The 18,116-nt window shown below is 72.5% G+C and carries 17 protein-coding genes; 7 read left to right on the top strand and 10 right to left on the bottom strand.

What is annotated here, in order from left to right:
- Positions 1-84: 84 nt before the first annotated feature.
- Entirely contained in the window at positions 85-867 is a 783-nt protein-coding gene (locus tag IF00_RS0104490) for an alpha/beta hydrolase (RefSeq protein ID WP_030314428.1), read from the top strand.
- Positions 860-1,543: a hypothetical protein gene (locus IF00_RS0104485; protein ID WP_030314426.1), complete on the top strand. Its 684-nt coding sequence runs from the start codon at positions 860-862 to the stop codon at positions 1,541-1,543. The genes IF00_RS0104490 and IF00_RS0104485 overlap by 8 nt, the downstream gene beginning before the upstream one ends.
- A 66-nt stretch (positions 1,544-1,609) precedes the next feature.
- On the opposite strand, the gene IF00_RS0104480 is transcribed toward IF00_RS0104485, so the two are convergent.
- The 6 genes from IF00_RS0104480 to IF00_RS0104455 all read right to left on the bottom strand — a co-directional run bounded on the left by IF00_RS0104480 (position 1,610) and on the right by IF00_RS0104455 (position 6,488).
- Positions 1,610-2,356 carry an endonuclease/exonuclease/phosphatase family protein gene (locus tag IF00_RS0104480; protein ID WP_030314423.1) on the bottom strand — a complete coding sequence of 249 codons (747 nt, stop codon included), beginning with the start codon at positions 2,354-2,356 and terminating at the stop codon, positions 1,610-1,612.
- Between the two features lie 72 nt (positions 2,357-2,428).
- On the bottom strand, positions 2,429-3,370 hold the full coding sequence (locus tag IF00_RS0104475; protein WP_030314421.1) for an ROK family glucokinase: 942 nt from the start codon (positions 3,368-3,370) through the stop codon (positions 2,429-2,431).
- Positions 3,371-3,436: 66 nt separating this feature from the next.
- Positions 3,437-3,934 (bottom strand): DUF5304 domain-containing protein, encoded by a 498-nt coding sequence (locus tag IF00_RS0104470; RefSeq protein ID WP_030314419.1) that lies wholly within the window; start codon positions 3,932-3,934, stop codon positions 3,437-3,439.
- A 43-nt stretch (positions 3,935-3,977) separates the two neighbouring features.
- Positions 3,978-5,120: an ArsA family ATPase gene (locus tag IF00_RS0104465; RefSeq protein WP_030314418.1), complete on the bottom strand. Its 1,143-nt coding sequence runs from the start codon at positions 5,118-5,120 to the stop codon at positions 3,978-3,980.
- Between the two features lie 66 nt (positions 5,121-5,186).
- Positions 5,187-5,630 carry an SRPBCC family protein gene (locus IF00_RS0104460; RefSeq protein ID WP_030314417.1) on the bottom strand — a complete coding sequence of 148 codons (444 nt, stop codon included), beginning with the start codon at positions 5,628-5,630 and terminating at the stop codon, positions 5,187-5,189.
- Positions 5,631-5,720: 90 nt separating this feature from the next.
- Complete coding sequence (locus IF00_RS0104455) at positions 5,721-6,488, bottom strand: metallophosphoesterase family protein (RefSeq protein WP_037637491.1); 768 nt, start codon at positions 6,486-6,488, stop codon at positions 5,721-5,723.
- 255 nt (positions 6,489-6,743) lie between these two features.
- Here IF00_RS0104455 and IF00_RS0104450 point away from each other — a divergent pair, with 255 nt between their 5' ends.
- Positions 6,744-8,540: an AMP-dependent synthetase/ligase gene (locus tag IF00_RS0104450; RefSeq protein ID WP_030314415.1), complete on the top strand. Its 1,797-nt coding sequence runs from the start codon at positions 6,744-6,746 to the stop codon at positions 8,538-8,540.
- 90 nt (positions 8,541-8,630) lie between these two features.
- On the opposite strand, the gene IF00_RS0104445 is transcribed toward IF00_RS0104450, so the two are convergent.
- Positions 8,631-9,773: a glycosyltransferase family 4 protein gene (locus tag IF00_RS0104445; RefSeq protein ID WP_030314414.1), complete on the bottom strand. Its 1,143-nt coding sequence runs from the start codon at positions 9,771-9,773 to the stop codon at positions 8,631-8,633.
- A gap of 89 nt (positions 9,774-9,862) precedes the next feature.
- Between IF00_RS0104445 and IF00_RS0104440 the strand changes: the two genes are divergently transcribed.
- The 3 genes from IF00_RS0104440 to IF00_RS0104430 all read left to right on the top strand — a co-directional run bounded on the left by IF00_RS0104440 (position 9,863) and on the right by IF00_RS0104430 (position 13,434).
- Complete coding sequence (locus IF00_RS0104440; RefSeq protein WP_030314412.1) at positions 9,863-11,128, top strand: glycosyltransferase family 87 protein; 1,266 nt, start codon at positions 9,863-9,865, stop codon at positions 11,126-11,128.
- Positions 11,129-11,207: 79 nt separating this feature from the next.
- Positions 11,208-12,674, top strand: coding sequence for a DUF2079 domain-containing protein (locus IF00_RS0104435; RefSeq protein WP_051819825.1), 1,467 nt, complete (start codon positions 11,208-11,210; stop codon positions 12,672-12,674).
- 376 nt (positions 12,675-13,050) lie between these two features.
- Entirely contained in the window at positions 13,051-13,434 is a 384-nt protein-coding gene (locus IF00_RS0104430; protein WP_158710428.1) for a hypothetical protein, read from the top strand.
- A 46-nt stretch (positions 13,435-13,480) separates the two neighbouring features.
- Here IF00_RS0104430 and IF00_RS0104425 read toward each other — a convergent pair whose 3' ends face one another.
- Positions 13,481-14,905 carry an MATE family efflux transporter gene (locus IF00_RS0104425; RefSeq protein WP_245234429.1) on the bottom strand — a complete coding sequence of 475 codons (1,425 nt, stop codon included), beginning with the start codon at positions 14,903-14,905 and terminating at the stop codon, positions 13,481-13,483.
- A 113-nt stretch (positions 14,906-15,018) separates the two neighbouring features.
- Between IF00_RS0104425 and IF00_RS0104420 the strand changes: the two genes are divergently transcribed.
- Positions 15,019-15,579, top strand: a complete 561-nt coding sequence (locus IF00_RS0104420; protein WP_037637489.1) for a PadR family transcriptional regulator — start codon at positions 15,019-15,021, stop codon at positions 15,577-15,579.
- A 27-nt stretch (positions 15,580-15,606) separates the two neighbouring features.
- On the opposite strand, the gene IF00_RS0104415 is transcribed toward IF00_RS0104420, so the two are convergent.
- Both IF00_RS0104415 and IF00_RS0104410 read right to left on the bottom strand, forming a co-directional pair.
- The gene (locus tag IF00_RS0104415) at positions 15,607-16,836 is read right to left on the bottom strand and encodes a hypothetical protein (RefSeq protein ID WP_030314403.1); all 1,230 of its coding nucleotides are present in this window, start codon (positions 16,834-16,836) and stop codon (positions 15,607-15,609) included.
- A gap of 137 nt (positions 16,837-16,973) precedes the next feature.
- Positions 16,974-17,984, bottom strand: a complete 1,011-nt coding sequence (locus tag IF00_RS0104410; protein ID WP_030314401.1) for a C40 family peptidase — start codon at positions 17,982-17,984, stop codon at positions 16,974-16,976.
- Positions 17,985-18,116 lie beyond the last annotated feature (132 nt).

Raw genomic sequence — 18,116 nt, 5'->3', positions numbered from 1 at the left:
AGGTCCTTCCCCATTTTCCGTCGCTTCGGCGCACCCAAGGCGCACCCGAAGGCGAACGCGAAGTCGAGCGAACAGGAGACCCCGGTGCCGGTCCTTCCCGGAGCCGAGCCGTACCGCCATGAAGGCGGAGAGGTCGGCGTCCTTCTCTGTCACGGATTCACCGGTTCCCCGCAGTCGCTGCGCCCGTGGGCCGAGTATCTGGCCGCGCGCGGTCTGACGGTGTCGCTGCCGCTGCTGCCCGGGCACGGCACCCGCTGGCAGGACATGCAGCTCACCACCTGGCAGGACTGGTACGCCGAGGTCGACCGGGCGCTGAGCGAGCTCCTGGAGCGGTGCGCGACCGTCTTCGTCTTCGGCCTCTCCATGGGCGGGGCGCTGACCCTGCGGCTCGCCGCGCGGCACGGGGACGCCGTGAAGGGCATCGTCCTGGTCAACCCGGGCAACAAGGTGCACGGCCTCGCGGCGTACGCGCTGCCGGTCGCCCGCCATCTGGTCCCCTCGACCAAGGGCATCGCGAGCGACATCGCCAAGGAGGGCGTCACCGAGGTCGGCTACGACCGGGTACCGCTGCACGCGGCGCACTCCCTGCGCCGTTTCTTCCAGACCGTGGACGCGGAGCTTCCGCAGGTCACGCAGCCGGTGGTACTGCTCCACAGCCCGCAGGACCATGTCGTGCCGCCCGTCGACTCGGCCCGGATCCTCTCCCGCATCTCCTCGACGGACGTGAAGGAGATCCTGCTGGAACAGAGCTACCACGTGGCGACGTTGGACCATGACGCGGAGCGGATCTTCGACGAGAGCCTGGCCTTCGTCGAGCGTCTCGCGCCGGGTCTGGTCGACGAACAGGGGAGCAGGAGCGGTGGCTGAGGAGCAGGACGGCGGCGGGCGGGATCCGCAGCCCATCGACGAGGAGGCGGCCTGGGCCGCGATCGTCGCGGGGTACGGCGAGGAGCCGGCGGACCCGCCGGGTGCGAAGCCGTACCGGACCGTCGAGAACCTGTCGCTCCCGGAGCCGGAGACCGAGGGCGACGAGGACGAGGACGCCGGGGAGGTCCGGCCGGTGAGGCCGGCGCCGGCCGCCGGGAAGGGCACGCCCTGGAAGCCGAGGCCGACGACCGGCGGGACACCGCCGGAAGCCGACGAGGAGCCCGGGCCCGACGAGGAGCCCGAGGCGGGACCCGAGCGGCCCGCACTCGGCAGCTCCGTCGTCTTCGCGCCCGGCGTTCGCCCCGCCGGCCCCCGCGACTACTCGCCCGCGGAACCGGAGGACGCGCCCGGCGGTTCCGACGAGGGCCACTTCGTACCGCCGGAGCCGCCGCCGCTGCCCGAGGCGGACGTGACGACCAAGTTCGCCTGGCTGGCCGTGGTCGGCGGCCCGGTGCTGATGCTGGTCGCCGTGCTGCTCAGCTGGGACATGACCTGGTGGCTGACCACGCTCTGCATCGGCGGCTTCCTCGGCGGCTTCGCGACCCTGGTGGGCCGCATGAAGCACGACGACGATGACGACGGCTTCGACGACCCGGGCCGCGGCGCCGTCGTCTGACCGTCCTGAGCCCGGACTCCGTCCGTCGGCCGGTGGACTTCTTCCCGGCCGGCGGCGGTGCCGACCTCAGGGCGCCGCGGGCACCCGCACCGCCGCCAGCACCGGAAGGTGATCGGTGGCGGCCCGCAGATCCGCCGGGTCGAGGTCCGTCGGCACCCCGCAGCCGAGGAACTCGACCCCCTGGGTGGCGAGGATCGCGTCGATCCGCTGGTGCGGATCGGCGGGGGTCGAGGTGTTCGCGCCTCCCCAGGGGCTGACCTCCCAGCCGTCCTGGAGTTCCTTCGCCAGCCGCCGGAAGGCGGGCCCGTCGGGCCGTTCGTTGAGGTCGCCGGCGACCAGGGTGTACGGGGTCCCCAGGGCGGCGACCCGGTCGAGGACCATCCCGGCCTGAGCGTAGCGCTCCTCCTTCCGCAGGCTCAGATGGCAGCTGATGAGGCCGACCCGGGCCCCGGCGAAGCGGACGACGGCGGTCGCGAGACCGCGCCGGTGCAGGCCCGGGGTCAGCGGCAGCAGCACGTCCTCGGTGCGTTCCACGGTGGCCCGCAGGGAGCAGAGCAGCATCGGTCCGGCCGCGGTCGCGCCGCCGCTCAGCATGACGAGCTCGCTCTTGGCGGCGAGCCGGGCCGCGTGTTTGCGCCAGCGGAAGAAGCGCGGCGCCTCCTGGATGAAGACGAGGTCCGGGTCGCAGGCCCGGATGACCCGGGCGAGGGCGTCCTCGTCGTCGCGCATCGAGCGGACGTTGTAGCTGAGAACCCGGAGGACGGCCGAACCGTCCTCCTCGGTGCGGGAGTTGGGCAGCTCACTGATCGCCATGACACGTAACGTACGACAACCGCCCGCCGCGTCCACGGGGACGCGACGGGCGGTTGTCGTACGAGAGACCGCTCAGCCCTGGCGGGCGAGGTCCGCCGCGCCGACCAGACCGGCCTTGTTGCCGAGCTGGGCCGCGAGGACCTGGGCGTGCGGGCGCCACTGGCCGCCGATCAGCCAGCGCCGGAAGGACTTCCGGATCGGGTCGAGGACGAGGTCGCCCTCGTCCGAGACGCCGCCGCCGACGATGAACGCCGAGGGGTCGAACAGCGAGGCCAGGTCCGCGAGGCCGGCGCCGGCCCAGCGGGCCAGTTCACGGAAGGAGTCGACGGCGACCGGGTCGCCGGCGCGGGCGGCCTGGCTGACGTGTCGGCCCTCGATGCCCTCGGGGGTGCCGTCACCGAGCCCGAGAAGGACCTGGGCCCGCTCGGGGGTGGCGTTGGCACGCTGCTTGGCGTAGCGGACGAGCGCGCGCCCGGAGGCGTACTGCTCCCAGCAGCCCTGGCTGCCGCAGCCGCACAGCAGACCGTCCGGGACGACCCGGATGTGGCCGAACTCGGCCGCCACACCGAAGCGGCCGCGGCGCAGCTTGTTGCCGATGATGATGCCGCCGCCGAGGCCGGTGCCGAGGGTGATGCAGATGACGTCCTCGTGGCCCTGGCCGGCGCCGAACCTGTACTCGCCCCAGGCTGCCGCGTTGGCGTCGTTCTCGACGACGACGGGCAGGCCGACGCGCTGCTCGACCTTGTCCTTGAGCGGCTCGTGCCGCCAGTCGATGTTCGGCGCGAAGAGGACGGTGGCGCGCTTGTCGTCGACGTAGCCCGCGGCACCGATGCCGACGGCCTCGATCGTGTGGCCCTTGCCGGCCTCGGACACGGCCGCGCAGATCGCGTCGACGATGCCTTCGGGGGTCGGCGGGGTGGGCACCTTGTGCGTGTCGAGGATGTTGCCCTCCTCGTCGACCACGCCGGCCGCGATCTTCGTGCCGCCGATGTCGACGCCGATGGTGAGTCCCATGTGTCCCTCAGTTTTCGGTCGAGCCCCGCTAGGGCCCACCGTACCCGAGGGGGACGGGCGTACCGATCAGTCGAGGTCGATGTGCTGGCCGGTTCCGGGCCCCTCGTCGTCCTTGCGGTCGTCCGCACCGGCGTCCCCGTCGGTGCCCTTGTCCGCCTTGTCGCCCTGCCCGTCCGCGTCCCGGCGCGGGTCGCGCGGGTCGCCGGGGGTCACCTTCTCGTCGCGCGTCCACCGGGTCTCGTGGGACTCGACGGCGGAGCGGTAGGCGGCGAGCAGTTCGTTCCCGGCGGCGGCGAGGTGGTCGAAGACCTGCGGGTTGCGCTCGATGACGGGCTCGACGACCGCCTTCGCCTGGTTGACGAGCTGCTGCACGGTCTGCGCGGCCTGGCCTGCGAGCAGCGGGTTCCCGAGGCCCCCGGAGACCTTGTCGGCGACGGCCTCGAAGAGCTTGCGGAACTCGTCGGCGGCGGACCCGGTCTCCGCCCCGCGCCGTGCGCGGCGGCGGGCCTTCTCCGCCTCCAGGTCCTCGGCGCACGCCTTGGCCCAGGCGTCCGAATCGCTCATGGCGCACTCCTCACTGGCTGGTACTTCGACGGTACACGCCCCCTCAGGGGGTGCGGGGCCAGAGTCCGGGGTCGGGGGTGAAGCGCACCCGGAGGTCCCCCTCGACGAGTCCCGCGCCGGTGACGGTACAGCGGCGCAGGGCGGCCGGCAGGGGCACGTTGCGGCGGAAGGCACCGACGGTCAGGAGCAGTTCGTCACCCCTGCGGACGAGGGACAGATCCTCCTTGACGGCTCCGGGGAGGCCGATGTGCCACACCAGGACGCCGTCCTCCTCCCGGCGGTCCTCGACGGACCACGCCGGTACGGGGTCGGGGACGGCGGCCGGGCGCCGGGCGGGCGCGAGCGGCACGAGGTCCTCGGGTCCGCGGGGGTCCCGGCCGAGGTGCGGGAGCTCGTCGACGACGTCGGAGACGGTTCGGAGCTCCGCGAGGTGCCGGTGCTGCTGGGTGGTGAGTCCGGCGAGCCAGGGGTCCTCGGAGCCGGCGGGCAGCAGCCGGTTGGCGACGACGGAGTCGAGGGGGAGGCGCTGGAGGGCGAGGCCGAGCCGGGCGGTGCGCAGGGCGCGGACGGCGGCGGGGCCGGGTTCGAGGACCAGTCGGACGCTGGTGGTGGGGGCGTCGACGACGGCCTGGACGGCGGCCAGCTCCTCCTCCCAGTGCCCGGTGGTCTCGTACAGCCACTGCGCGGGCATCGGGACGCCGGCGAGCTGGGCGAGCATCGGGCGCAGGGCGCGGGCGGCCTGCCGTTCCCGCGGCAGGAGGCGGCGCAGATAGCGGCGGAGCTGCTCGGGCAGGGCGAGGAGGGCGAGGGCCTCGGCGAGCGGCGGCAGATCGACGACGGCGAGCTCGTGGTCACCCTCGGCGGCGTCGCGCAGGGCGCGCAGCAGGGCGAACTGGCGGCTGCCGGGGAGTTCGGTGAGCTCGGCGTCCTCGAAGGGCGCGGCGCCCAGCAGGTCGAGGGCGGTGGAGGAGCGGGCCTGGAGGGCGAGGAACTCGCGGCGGAAGTCACCGGCCGGCTCGGGGCGCAGGACACGGAGGCCCTCGCCGCCGTCGCCGCCCAGGAGCGGATCGGCGTCCTCGGAGACGAGCAGGACCCTGCGGCCCGCCCGCGCCTCGGCGAGGGCGGTCGCGGTGGCGACGGTGGTGCGACCGGCGCCGCCGGACCCGGTGACAAGGATGATCCGCATGCGGAGGACGTTACCCGCGCCCTCCCGACGCTCGTACGGGAGGACGTGACCGGCCCCCTCCGGGGCTCACACGCCGGATTCGACGCGCTTCTTCAGGCCCGCGAGCGCCCGGTCGATGATGACCTTCTCCGCCTTGCGCTTGATCATGCCGAGCATCGGGATCTTCACGTCGACCGTCAGCTGGTACGTGACCTCCGTCCGGTCACCGCCGCCCACCGCCGCCAGCCGGTAGGAACCGTCGAGCGACCGCAGCATCTGGGACTTGACCAGCGTCCAGCTGACCTCGTTGCCGCCGGTCCACGTGTACGCGAGGGTGTGGTCGTCCTTGATCGCGCCGGCGTCGAGCAGCAGCCGCACCTTCTCGGCACGGCCGGCCTCGTCGGTCTCCAGGACCTCGGCCTCCTTCACCTCGCCCGTCCACTCGGGGTAGCGGGCGAAGTCGGCGATCACGCCCATGACGTCGGCCGGTGCCGCCTCGATGGTGATGCTCGAGCTGGTGTGTTCGGCCATCGTGGTGGCTCCTCCACTGTGCGGTCCGGCGGAAGTCAAAGGGGCACAGACGTGCCGACGGAAGGCTATCGCGCTGCGAAGCGGGGCCCGTCACCACTCCAGGGCGAAGGGCCTGCCCGTCGAGGCGAAGTGGCCGACGTTCACGCACTCGGTCGACGCGATCCGCATCCGCCGGGCCAGCGGCTGGTGGACGTGGCCGAAGAGCGCGTAGCGGGGCCGGGTGCGCCGGATGGCGTCGAGAAGGGCCCGGCTGCCGCGCTCGAAGCGGCGGGCGACGGTGTCGTACGTCAGGTCCGGCACGTCGGGCGGGATGTGGGAGCAGAGGACGTCGACGTCGCCGAGGGCCTCGACCTTCGCCGCGTACTCCTCGTCCGAGATCTCGTACGGCGTGCGCATCGGGGTGCGCAGACCGCCGCCGACGAAGCCGAAGACGAGGCCGCCGACCTCGACCCGCTCACCGTCGAGGACGGTCGTCCCGGGCCGGGCGAACTCGGGCCAGAAGCGGGGGATGTCGACGTTGCCGTAGGTGGCGTACGTGGGGGTGGGGAAGGCGGCGAAGAGTTCGGCGTACTGGCGGCGGACCGCGCCCTCGATCGCGGTCTCGCGGTCGACGTCGAGCTCGGCCCAGAGGCGACGCCCCAGGTCACGGGCCTCGTCGAAGCGTCGGGCGGTGCGCAGCTCGACCAGCCGGTCGGCGTTCTCGACGCCGAACAGCTCGGGGAAGATCCCGCGGCTGTGGTCGGCGTAGTCGAGGAAGAGGACCAGGTCCCCCAGGCATATCAGGGCGTCGGCCCCGTCCCCCGCCCTGGCGAGGTCTCCGGCGTTGCCGTGCACGTCACTGACCACATGGACTCGCATGGGCCCACCTTAGGGGGTGTCACCTGCGGTTACTTCCGAGTCTGGAAAGCTGTGGATTACTGTGCGGAGAGCACCGCCACACATGTGTGACGCACGGAACATCTGGCCGGAACCCCCTATCCGGAACCGTGTACTGATGGGTAACGTCCGGGCAGTCCAGTCGTGCTCTCCCCCACGGAGCACCCGCCAGTTCTTGGACTTCACCGGTGCATCACACAGAGCCGTGGCGCCGGCGCCCGATGAGGAGCAGCAGTCTTGCGCGAGTTCAGCCTTCCGGCCCTGTACGAGGTCCCCGCGGACGGCAACCTGACGGATCTCATCCGCCGCAACGCCTCCCAGCACCCAGACGTCGCCGTCATGGGCCGCAAGGTCGACGGCGTGTGGACGGATGTGACCGCGACGCAGTTCCTCGCGGAGGTCCGCGGGGCCGCCAAGGGCCTGATCGCGGCCGGTGTCGAGCCGGGCGACCGGGTCGCGCTGCTCTCCCGCACCCGGTACGAGTGGGTGCTCCTCGACTTCGCGATCTGGAGCGCGGGCGGCGTGACCGTTCCCGTGTACGAGACCAGCTCGCCGGAGCAGATCCAGTGGATCCTCGGCGACTCGGGCGCGACGCTGGTGCTCGTCGAGAGCGGTGCGCACCAGGAGTCGGTGGAGTCCGTACGGGCGGACCTGCCGGAGCTGAAGGGCGTCTGGCAGATCGAGGACGACGCGGTCGCGCGGCTCACCGCCTCCGGCGCGGACGTCTCCGACGAGCTGCTCGACGAGCGCATGTCGGCGGCGAACGCGGACGACCCGGCGACGATCGTCTACACCTCGGGCACGACGGGCCGCCCCAAGGGCTGCGTCCTGACCCACCGGGCCTTCTTCGCCGAGTGCGGCAACGTGGTGGAGCGGCTGAAGCCGCTCTTCCGTACCGGCGAGTGTTCGGTGCTGCTGTTCCTGCCGGCCGCGCACGTCTTCGGGCGGCTCGTCGAGATCGCGTCCGTGATGGCGCCGATCCGTCTCGGCTGCGTCCCCGACATCAAGAACCTCACGGACGAGCTGGCCTCGTTCCGGCCGACCCTGATCCTGGGCGTGCCCCGGGTCTTCGAGAAGGTCTACAACTCGGCGCGGGCCAAGGCCCAGGCCGACGGCAAGGGCAAGATCTTCGACAAGGCCGCGCACACGGCCATCGCGTACAGCAGGGCGCTGAGCACCCCGCAGGGCCCGTCCTTCGGCCTCAAGCTGAAGCACAAGATCTTCGACAAGCTGGTCTTCAGCAAGCTGCGGGCGGTGCTCGGCGGCCGGGGCGAGTACGCGATCTCGGGCGGTGCGCCGCTGGGTGAGCGGCTGGGTCACTTCTTCCGGGGCATCGGCTTCACGGTCCTGGAGGGCTACGGCCTGACGGAGTCGTGCGCGGCGACGGCGTTCAACCCCTGGGACCGGCAGAAGATCGGCACGGTCGGTCAGCCGCTGCCGGGTTCGGTGGTGCGGATCGCCGACGACGGGGAGGTGCTGCTGCACGGCGAGCACATCTTCTCGCGGTACTGGAACAACGAGGCGGCGACGGCCGAGGCGCTGGCGGACGGCTGGTTCCACACGGGCGACATCGGCACCCTCGACGAGGACGGCTACCTCGCGATCACCGGCCGGAAGAAGGAGATCCTGGTGACGGCGGGCGGCAAGAACGTCGCTCCGGCGGTCATCGAGGACCGGATCCGGGCGCACGCGCTGGTCGCGGAGTGCATGGTGGTCGGCGACGGCCGCCCGTTCGTGGGCGCGCTGGTCACGATCGACGAGGAGTTCCTGGGCCGCTGGGCCTCGGAGCACGGCAAGCCGGCGGGCTCGACGGCGGCCACCCTCCGGGACGACTCGGACCTGGTGGCGGAGGTCCAGCGCGCGATCGACGACGGCAACGCGGCGGTCTCCAAGGCGGAGTCGGTCCGCAAGTTCCGCATCCTCCCGGCGCCGTTCACGGAGGAGGCGGGCCACATCACCCCGTCCCTGAAGCTGAAGCGGAACGTGGTGGCGAAGGACTTCGCGGACGAGATCGAGGCGATCTACCGGGCCTGATCCGGTCCGGCATACGTACGGCCGGAGGCCCGGGGCGGTGTCGCCCCGGGCCTCCGGCCGTTTCCGTGTCCGTCACACCCCGGACGTTCGCTACAGAAGCTCCTTGAGACGCTCCGCGAGGAGGTCCCAGCGCCATTTCTCCTCGACCCAGGCGCGGCCCCGCTCGCCCATGCGGGCGCGGAGCTCGGGGTCGAGGAGGAGGGTGCCGACGCGGTCGGCGGTGTCCTCGGCGGACTCGCCGCGCACGACCCAGCCGGTCTCGCCGTCGAGGACCGCGTCGGGGGCGCCGCCCGAGTCGCCCGCGACGACGGGAAGGCCGGTCGCGCTGGCCTCCAGGTAGACGATGCCGAGGCCCTCGACGTCGAGGCCGCCGCGCCGGGTGCGGCAGGGCATGGCGAAGACATCGCCGGCGCCGTAGTGGGCGGGCAGCTCGGACCAGGGGACGGCGCCGGTGAAGCGTACGGATCCGGCCACCCCGGTCTCGGCGGCGAGGCGGTGCAGATCCTGCTCGTACGGGCCGCCGCCGACGATCAGGAGGACCGCGTCCGGCACCCGGCGCAGGATCTGCGGCATGGCCCTGATCAGGGTGTCCTGGCCCTTGCGCGGGACGAGCCGGGAGACGCAGACGACCACGGGACGGTCGCTGAGCCCGAGGCGGGCACGGACCTCGGCGCCGCCCGAGTCGGGGTGGAAGGTCTTCTCGTCGACGCCCGGCGGCAGCTGCCTCATGCGGCCCGCCGCGGCGGGCGTGAGGGCGGCCGCGATCCGGGAGCGGGTGTACTCGCCGAGGTAGGTGATGGTGTCCGTGCCCTCGCCGATCCGCCGGAGCAGCTGCCGGGAGCCGGGCAGCTGGGCCCAGCCGGCCTCGTGTCCGTGCGTGGTGGCGACGAGTCGCCGTGCGCCGGCCCTGCGGAGCGCGGGGGCCATGAGGCCGAGGGGCGCCGCCGCGCCGAACCACACGGACTCGCAGCCGTGCTCGCGCAGGAGCGCGGTGGCCCGGGCCGTGACCCGAGGTGTGGGCAACAGCACTGTGGTGCGATCCCGGACGACCGTGAAAGGCTGTTCGGCGTCGAACGCGGCCGTCGCCTCGATCCCTTCGCGGCTGCGCTTCCAGGTGGAGGCGTACACCACGATCTGGTCGGGATCCAGGCGGAGGGCCATGTTGTGCAGGAAGGCCTGGATTCCGCCCGGACGCGGCGGGAAGTCGTTGGTTACGATCAGGGTCTTGTGCATCGTGGCCGACAGTACCGCGCGCGCACCCACCGCCCAGCACCACCATCCCCCCGCGACAGCGGGCCGACAGGACAAGGAACAGGACAGGTATGACGGGGGCAGTGGGCATCGGATCACGCGCGCGTCTCCGCCTCCCGCTCGGCCTCTGGGGCCTGACCCGGATCATCCTCCTGTTGTGTGCGTTCAAGGTCGTGGTGGTCCCCGGCCCGGACTCGATGGCCGAGGTCGAGCAGATCTACCAGGGCTGGTTCGACGTCCTGCGGACCGGTGAGTACCCCCGGTCCGACGTGACGTGGCAGTACCCGCCGGCAGCCGCCCTCGCGATCCTCTCTCCCGCGCTGCTGCCCTTCCTCGGCTACACGGCGGCCTTCTTCGTCCTGGCGCTCCTCTGCGACGCCTTCGTCATGGGCCTCCTCCTGCACACCGGCCGCCGGGCCGGCCGGTCGATGCGGGGCGCGTGGCTCTGGCTTGCCGCGGTGCCCCTGCTCGGCCCGACCGCGTACGCCCGCTACGACGTCATGGTGACGGCCGTCGCCGTGGCCGCTCTGCTGACCGTCGGCCGCGACCCGCGCGTTCTCGGTGTTCTCGCCGGTTTCGGCGCGGTCCTCAAGGTGTGGCCGGCGCTGCTGCTCGTGGGCACCCCGAAGGGCGGGCCGACCTGGCGTTCCTGGCCGGTGGCGGCCGGCGCGGCGGGTGCGGTGCTGCTGCTCTGCGCGGCCTGGATGCCGGGGTCGCTGACCTTCCTGTCGTACCAGAGCGAGCGGGGTACGGAGGTCGAGTCGCTGGGGGCGATGGTGTTCCACGTGGCCCGGCACTTCGGCTGGGAGGGCGAGGCCCGGATGAACTACGGCTCGATGGAGTTCCTCGGCCCCTACGTCTCGTGGGTCTCGTCCGGTGCGATGGCGCTGACGATCGCCGCGTTCGGCTGGCTGGCGCTGTGGCGGTTCAAGGCACGCCGGTTCTCCTCGTCGACGACGGCGGACGCGGCCTTCGTCGCCGTACTGCTCTTCACCCTGACGAGCCGGGTGATATCACCGCAGTACATGATCTGGCTGTTCGGCCTCGCCGCGGTCTGTCTCGCCTACCGCTCGACCAGCATGCGGCGCCCCGCCCATCTGGTGCTGTGGGCGACGGCCGTGACGCAGTTCGAGTACCCCGTGTGGTTCTCCCATGTGACGCAGAGCGATCCCCTGGGGATCGCCGTGCTGTTCCTGCGCAACGGTCTCCTGGTGGTGGCCGCCTTCTACGCCTGCCGCGCCCTGTGGCGGCACACGGTGACCGAGGCCGGCGTCGTGCGCATCCCGGGGCAGACGCGTCGGCCCGAGCGGGAAAAGGTCCTGGCCGGTTCGGCCTGAGCGGTAGTGGCCCGAACACCGATACGCACTGGTGCTACCCTGGGGCACCTTTGCCTTCCCGTTAGGTTCTTCTGCTGACATGAACAACTCGATTCTCTCGGTCGACACGCTTCAGCGGCACGGGAAGAGCGGCGAGGGCACCGTCGCGGAGAATGCACCCGAAACCTCGGCCGGCATATCGGGGAAATCCCTCCTCCTGGTTTCCGGCACTTTCTTCCTCATCTATCTCCTCCTGTCGGCACGGCGCCACGCGGCGAACCTCACCACGGGGTACGACCTGGGCATCTTCACCCAGATCGTGAGGTCCTACTCCGAGTTCTCCGCCCCCTACTCCGACCTCAAGGGGCCCACATACAACACGCTCGGGGACCATTTCCATCCGATCCTCGCGCTGCTCGCCCCCCTATACAAGGCATTCCCGTCCAGTTACACGCTGCTCGTCTGTCAGGCAGCCCTCGTGGCGTTTTCCATAGTTCCCCTGATGAAATGGGCACACAAAGCCGGAGGACAGAACTTCGCCTATTGGGTCGGAGTTTCCTACGGCGCATCCTGGGGAATTGCCGCACTCATCTTCTTCGACTTCCACGAAGTCTCCTTCGCGGTGCCGCTCCTGTCCCTCTCGCTCTGTGCCGCCGGTCGGAAGAACTGGCGCGCGGCCGCCCTCTGGTCCCTGCCGCTGGTGCTGGTCAAGGAGGATCTGGGGCTCACGGTCGCCGCGATCGGCGCCTACGTGGCGTGGAAGGGACCGCGGGTGACGGGGCTCGCCGTCGCCGCCTTCGGAGCCGGCGCGACGGCGCTGGAGATGCTGGTGATCCTTCCGCACTTCAATCCCCTCGGGCAGTTCGCCTATCTGCCGCCCGAGACCGCCGAAGAGGTCGGCATGCTGGCGCAGGCCGCCGGAGCCCTCTGGCCCCCGGTCAAGTGGCTGACGCTCCTCATGATCGTCGCCCCGACGGGCTTCCTGGCCCTCCGGTCGCCGATCCTGCTGGTCGCCCTGCCGACGCTGGCCTGGCGCTTCACGGGATCGAACCCCTTCTACTGGGGGATGGACTTCCACTACAGCGCGGTCCTCATGCCCATCGCCTTCGCAGCCGCCGTTCACACGGTGGCGAACGGCGTGACCGCGCGGAGGCTCCTGCCCGCCTGCGTCGTCGGCGCGGTGGCCACGAGCGTCACGCTCGTCACCCATCCCCTGCACGAGGTCGTACTGCCACGGACGTGGAGCGACTCCGCCTACGTCAGGACGTCGGACGAGCTGCTCGGGAAGATCCCCGACGGCGCGACCGTGGCAGCGTCGAATCGCCTGGCCGCCCAGCTCGCCGACCGGGCCTCCGTGAGCGAGGTGTGCCTGTTCCCCCGCTCCTTCCCCCCGAAGGAGCGGCCCGAGTGGCTGATATACGACGTCGCCGACACGTCCGACCCGGAGTGTCCGACGGGCAAGGCCCTGGAATCGGCCGACCCGGGCGTCCCCGGCTACCGGGTCGTCGAGACACGGGACGGCATCACCCTGCTCAGGCTGGCCGGCGACGGGAAGGGCTCGCGGTAGCCCGCCCCTGAGGTGCGGCGTGAACGCCGCCGCCCCTCCACCGACCAGGGCGTCGAGAAGCCGCCAAAGGAGCGGATTTCGGCCAACCAGCACACCACGCCACCCCTTCGGGGCCGCCAGATTCAAGATCATCGACGGCCCCGCACCCCTCCCCATCGGCATGGTTCGTCAAGTCGGTGGACGCGGACACGGACCCGACTCCGCCGGAAGCACCGAGAGATCAAGCCCCTTCCGCCACCCGATACCACAGGGGACGGCGACGCAGGAATGGCGTGAATGCGCCCACTCGGGACGAGAGTCGAGCAGACGCTCGAAAGACGGACATACGATCTTGTGCTGTCGCCCCCGAGGGACGACAGCACACAGGGGAGAGAACATGTCTTTCATTCGTCACGCGGTGACCGTCGGACTTTCCACCGCTGCCGTGGTCGGCGCCATGGCGGCTTTCGGCTCCACCGCTCAGGCCGCCCCGACCACGGTCTGCTCCACGACTCCTGACGGCGGCAGCGTCTGCCTGAACGTGGACCCGAAGGGTTACCGCATCCAGTACTACAAGAAGTCCGGCAACCCGGCGAAGGTCGACTTCAACCTGTACTGCGACAACGGCCGGTGGTTCGGCGACGAGACTCCGTTCGTCATCGCCTCGGGCCAGACCAGGTCGTACGTCTTCTCCGTCGGCAGCCAGGGCCGTTGCTACGGAAAGCTGCTGAACGGGAACAACGGCGCCCTGATCAAGGCCACGCCCAAGCTCTCCCGCTAGCCGCGCCCGCGGGCCGCCGCTCCGTTCCCGCGGGACCGGCCCCGGATCATCCGAATCGGCCGTCGGCCTCTGCCGGCGGCCGATTCGCGTGCGAGGCGTCCCCGTGGCCGCGCCGCTCCCGAGCGCTGCCGAGGGTACGGCGGTACAGGAGACCGAGGGCCGCGCACTGGGCCGCTGTCGCGAGGCCCATGGCCAGGCAGATCCCGGGCAGTCCGAGCCCCGAGAGGCCGTGGGCGAGCGGCAGCTGGACGAGGACGCCCGCGATCGTGATCCGGGCGAGGTACGGGCTCCCGCCGGTGCCCTCGAAGACTCCCGCGAGCGCGATGAACCCGCCCATGAGCAGCAGATGGGGGCCGAGGCAGCGCAAGAAGAGCGTGCCCGCCTCCGCCACCTCCGGTTCGGCGCCGAAGATCCGCATGACGGGTCCCGCGCCGAGGAACAGCAGCACGGCTGCCCCGGCGCCGAGGACGCCCCCGAGCAGCAGGGCCTGGCGTCCGACGGCGCGGCGCTCGTCGAGGCGGGGCTCGGGCCGTCGCCCGCGCCCGAGCTCCTCGGCGGGCCCTCGCCCCGCCGCCTGCGCGCTCCCGAGGAGATGCGCACTGTGGATGGCGGCGGCCTGCCGGACGGCGTAGAACGCCATGGTCGCGACGTACATGGCCTTGGTGGCGATGCCGTAGGCGGCGATCTCGGTGACGCCGAGCCGGGCCACGACGGAGACGAGCGCCAGCGCACCCGCCATCCGGACAGCGAAGTCGACACCCATGGGCAGACCGGTGGCGACGGTACGGCGCAGGGCGGCGGCGGTCCGCTCGGCCGGACCGACCGCGCGGGCGGCCCTGACCAGCGGGTTGCGGCGGAGGACGAGCAGCCCTGCGGCGAGCGCGACGGCCCGGCCGGTCACGGTGGCGAGGGCGGCGCCCCGCACCCCGTACGCCTGGATGAGCAGGGGATCGAGGACCAGGATCAGTCCGTTGGCGAGGAAGGCGAGCCGCATGGGGGTGCGGGTGTCGCCCGCGCCCTTGAGGATCCCGTCGAGGACGTTGACGGCGAAGAAGACGGCGGTGCCGGGGAGCGAGACGGCGAAGTAGGCGGTGGCCAGGGCGTGGGCGGGGTGGTCCTGGCCGCCGAGCAGCAGGGCGGCGAGCGGTTCGCGCAGCAGGTACCCGCCGACGGCCACGGGTGGCACGAGCAGAACACCGAGGGCGGCCCCGCCGCGGACGGCGGCGCGGACGGCGGCCGGGTCGTCGGCGCCGCGGGCGCGGGCGACGAGCACGGTGGTGCCGGAACCCGCCACGAGGACGACGCCGAGCAGCAGGTTCTCGACGTTGGTGGCGACCGCGACGGCGGCGACGGCGTCTCCGCCGAGCCGGGCGACCCAGATGACGTTGATGACGCCGGCGGCGACGCCGGCGAGGAGTTCGAGATAGACCGGGCGGGCGAGCCGGACGAGCGTACGGCGGTGCGCGGACATGAACGAGAGCCCCCTCTTTTCGATGTACCTCGATTCGAGGCACATCGAAAAGAGGTAGCATGGCGACCGGTCCGACGACAAGCACGAACAACGCGCACGAAGGAGGCCGCCCGGTGCTGGAGCTGTCGATCCTGGGCTTCCTGTACGAGAAGCCCCTGCACGGCTACGAGCTGAAGGAACGCATCCACGGCCTCAGCGGTCATGTGCGCCCCGTCAGCGACGGCGCCCTCTACCCGGCGATCACCCGCCTGGTGAAGAACGGCCTGGTGGACAGCCGTACGGAACCCGGCGCGAGCGCCGCCCCGCGCCGGACCCTCTCGCTCACCGCCGACGGACGCCGGGAGCTGCTCGCCCGGCTGCGCGCCCCCAAGGACGCCGAGATCACCGACGGCCAGCGCTTCTTCACGCTGCTCTCCTTCCTCGGCCACCTGCCCGACCCGGCGGATCAGGCGGCCGTGCTGCGGCGCCGCCAGGAGTTCCTGAACACCCCCGCCAGCTTCTTCTACGAGGACGGGACCCCGGTCGTCGCCGAGCGGGAGCCCGACCTCTTCCGCCGGGGCATGCTGTGGATCGCCCGCGCGACGGGCACGGCCGAGAAGGCGTGGCTGACGGAGGCACTGGCCGAACTCGAGGGCCGGGAGCCGCCCGTCCCTGAACCGCCGGAGACTCCCTGACCACCCGAACCCGCCGGCCGGCCGGCCCTACCCCAGCCGCTTCCCCAGGTACTCCCGCCAGTCGGCGGTGAACTCCTCCGGAGTGGTGTCGAGGACCACCTGGAGGGCCTTCTCCACGGCGCCTTCCCGGCCCGGATGCGCGCCCACCGCACGATAGAAGTCGGTCAGCTTCGTCTCGCCCCAGCGGTCCGCGATCAGCTCGCAGGCCAGCCAGCCGCCCTCGTACGCCCGGGCCAGCGCCTCGGCGTCCCCGCCGAAGGCGAAGTCGGGATCGTCCGGGAGCCGGGCGGGCGGCTCACCCGCGCGGACCGCGCGGCGCAGTTCGGGGGCGGCCTGGGCGGCGGTGCGGTCGGCGTCCCGGTAGCCGACCCAGTCGGCGAAGCCCTCGGAGAGCCAGACCGGGGTCGACGGGGTGGTGGCGGCACGGGTGGCGACATGGACGGTCTCGTGGGTGAGGACGAGCTGCCGGCCGAACTCGCCGAGGACCCCGTACGCCTCCGGGTTCACGATCACCCGGTCCGCGGGGGCGTCCGCGCCGCCCCGGGTCTCCCCCGTGGTGACGGCGGCGATGCCCCGGTAGGAGTCCCCCGGCGCCCCGAGCAGCTCCCCCATCCCCGCCAGCGACCCGGGGACGAGGACCACCACGTCACGGGCCCACTCGACGGGCCAGGCCGCGGACACGGCGGGAACGGCCCGGTCCGCCGCCGCGGCGATCTCACGGAGCCGCTCGGGCCTCTGGCCGACGCCGAGGACGAGCGAGCGGGCACCCCGGACGGTCGCCACGTCGCCCTGCTCCCAGAGATGCCGGGGCGCGCCCTGTGCCGGACGGTCGCCGGTCACGTACCAGCGTCCGTCCCTCTCGGTCAGGTCGAGGACCCGGGCGCCGGTGACGGGCCGCTTGTCGTGGCCGTCGAGCCGGTAGCCGAGGTCGGCGCGGACGGTGACGCGGTCGGTGGCCGTGCGGTCGACCCCGGTGAGCCGGTAGGTCCAGCCGCCGACGGGAACCGTCGCGAGGCGCCGGAAGACGGTGAGGGCGGTCGGGGCGTACGAGGGGTCGACGGCGGCGAGGTAGCCGGGCTGGTCACGGTCGAGGAGTGCCCTGGCGTGCCGGTCGAGGAGCCCCTGTATCTCCCGGGCGGCCGTGTCGGCGGGCTGGTCGGCGCGCGCGCCGCAGCCGACGAGCCCCACGAGCACGAGCAGCAGGGCCGTCAGGCAGGCCGTCGTCGGCCTCCGCGCGCCACACCCCTGACCTGCCACGCCTCCGATCGTACGGTCGGATCGACGGGAACCGCCTCCGGCCCGGTCCCGAACCCTGGCCGGCCCCGGCCGGAAGCGGACTCAGACGCGGCCCGGCCCCGGCCGGGACTCTCCTCGGACCCTGGCCGGAATCCGCCTCAGACCCGGGTCACCGTCACGTGCGACATCATGTTCACGGGGTCGTAGCGGACCCGCGCGCCCGGGTAGGGGGCGTGGATGACCTGGCCGTTCCCGGCGTAGATCCCCACATGGCTGGCGTCGCCGCGGTACGTGACGAGGTCACCGGGCTGTGCCTGTGAGAGCGGCACCCGCCGGCCCGCGTACCGCTGCGCGGAGGAGGTCCGCGGCAGGCTGATCCCGGCCTTCCCGTACGACCAGACCATCAGGCCCGAGCAGTCGAACGCGGAGGGGCCGGTCGCCCCCCACACGTACGGCTTGCCGACCGCGCTGCGGGCGGCGATCACCGCGGCGGCGGCCCGTGAGGAGCCCGGCGCGGCCTCGGGCACCGGCGGCAGCTCCTCCGCGCGGCCGCCGGAGCGCGAGGCCCGGTCGAAGTCGGCGCGCTCCTCGGCGGTGAGGCCGGCGAGGACCCGGCGGGCCTCGGCGAGCTTGCCCTCGACGACGCGCTTGTGGCGGGCGACCTCGGCCCGGCTGCGCTCCAGCTCGACCAGCGCCGTCCGGGCCTCGGACCGCTTCTGGCTCAGCCGGCGCTGCTCCCGCCGGAGCTCACCGAGCGCGGCTCCCTGACGGGCGGTGATCCGGTCGAGCGCGGAGGCCCGGTCGAGGTAGGTGTCCGGGTCGGAGGAGAGCAGCAGGGCGAGGGCGGGGTCGATGCCGCCGGACCGGTACTGGGCTCCGGCGACCGAACCGAGCGCGCCCCGCATGTGGTTGATGCGCTCCTGGCCCCGGGCGAGGCCGTCCTGGGCCTGGGAGACCGTCCGGCGCAGCGCGTCCGCCTTCTCGTCCGCCCGGTTGTAGCCCTCGGTGGCCTTCTCGGCCTCCTCGAAGAGGCGGTCCACCCGGGCACGGGTGGCCGCGGATCCGGCCCCGGGGTCGGCGCTCGCGGGGACGGCCCCGAGGGTCGCCGCGGCGGTGGCCGCGGCGGCGGTGAGGACGGTGACCCTGGCGGATCGGCGGTGGGACGCCACGAATCGCACTCCGTTCGGCTCGACGCAGACTGGCGCGGCAGACAGTAGCCGCTGATCACTCCGCGTCCAACGAAGGCGCCGGGCACACAAAGTGACGCCCCGCCGGAGATCACAAGGTCACCGGCGGGGCGT

This window comes from Streptomyces flavochromogenes (genome assembly GCF_000717595.1).
GTDB classification, from domain to species: Bacteria; Actinomycetota; Actinomycetes; order Streptomycetales; family Streptomycetaceae; genus Streptomyces; species Streptomyces flavochromogenes.
Note: the sequence above shows the minus strand (reverse complement) of the source record. Positions and strands in the feature narration are given on the sequence as shown.